Here is an 821-nt window from a genome sequence, read left to right on the forward strand (position 1 = left end):
CTTTCGTGCATCAGCGTCAATAACGGCTTAGACAGCTGCCTTCGCAATCGGTGTTCTGAGACATATCTATGCATTTCACCGCTACTTGTCTCATTCCGCCGTCTTCAACCGCATTCAAGCACTTCAGTATCAAGGGCACTGCGACAGTTGAGCTGCCGTCTTTCACCCCTGACTTAAAGTGCCGCCTACGCACCCTTTAAACCCAATAAATCCGGATAACGCTCGGATCCTCCGTATTACCGCGGCTGCTGGCACGGAGTTAGCCGATCCTTATTCTCCGGGTACATTCAGCCCTCCACTCGTGGAGGGGTTTATTCCCCGGCAAAAGCAGTTTACAACCCATAGGGCAGTCATCCTGCACGCGGCATGGCTGGTTCAGGGTTGCCCCCATTGACCAATATTCCTTACTGCTGCCTCCCGTAGGAGTCTGGTCCGTGTCTCAGTACCAGTGTGGGGGATTCTCCTCTCAGAGCCCCTAGACATCGTCGCCTTGGTGGGCCGTTACCCCACCAACTAGCTAATGTCACGCGAGCCCATCCATATCCTATGAATATTTGACAGTGGTCCCATGCGGGACTGCTGTGTCATGCGGTGTTAATCCGGATTTCTCCGGGCTATCCCCCTGATATGGGTAGGTTGCTCACGCGTTACGCACCCGTGCGCCACTCTCACCGATGATAGCAAGCTACCACCGGATCCCGTTCGACTTGCATGTATTAGGCCTGCCGCTAGCGTTCATCCTGAGCCAGGATCAAACTCTCCATTGTAGAATGAAGTGTAAGACCGTGACTATTCATAAAAATAGAAACGTCTTGTTTTTT

Annotated in this window: 1 rRNA gene; it reads right to left on the reverse strand. The window is 52.6% G+C overall.

The annotated features are described in order from the left end of the window. Nucleotides 1-767: ribosomal RNA gene (locus CRJ00_RS01450) — 16S ribosomal RNA — on the reverse strand; the annotation flags it as partial. Nucleotides 768-821 lie beyond the last annotated feature (54 nt).

The organism is Sphingobacterium sp. 1.A.4, assembly GCF_002734245.1.
In the GTDB taxonomy this organism is placed as follows: Bacteria; Bacteroidota; Bacteroidia; order Sphingobacteriales; family Sphingobacteriaceae; genus Sphingobacterium; species Sphingobacterium tenebrionis.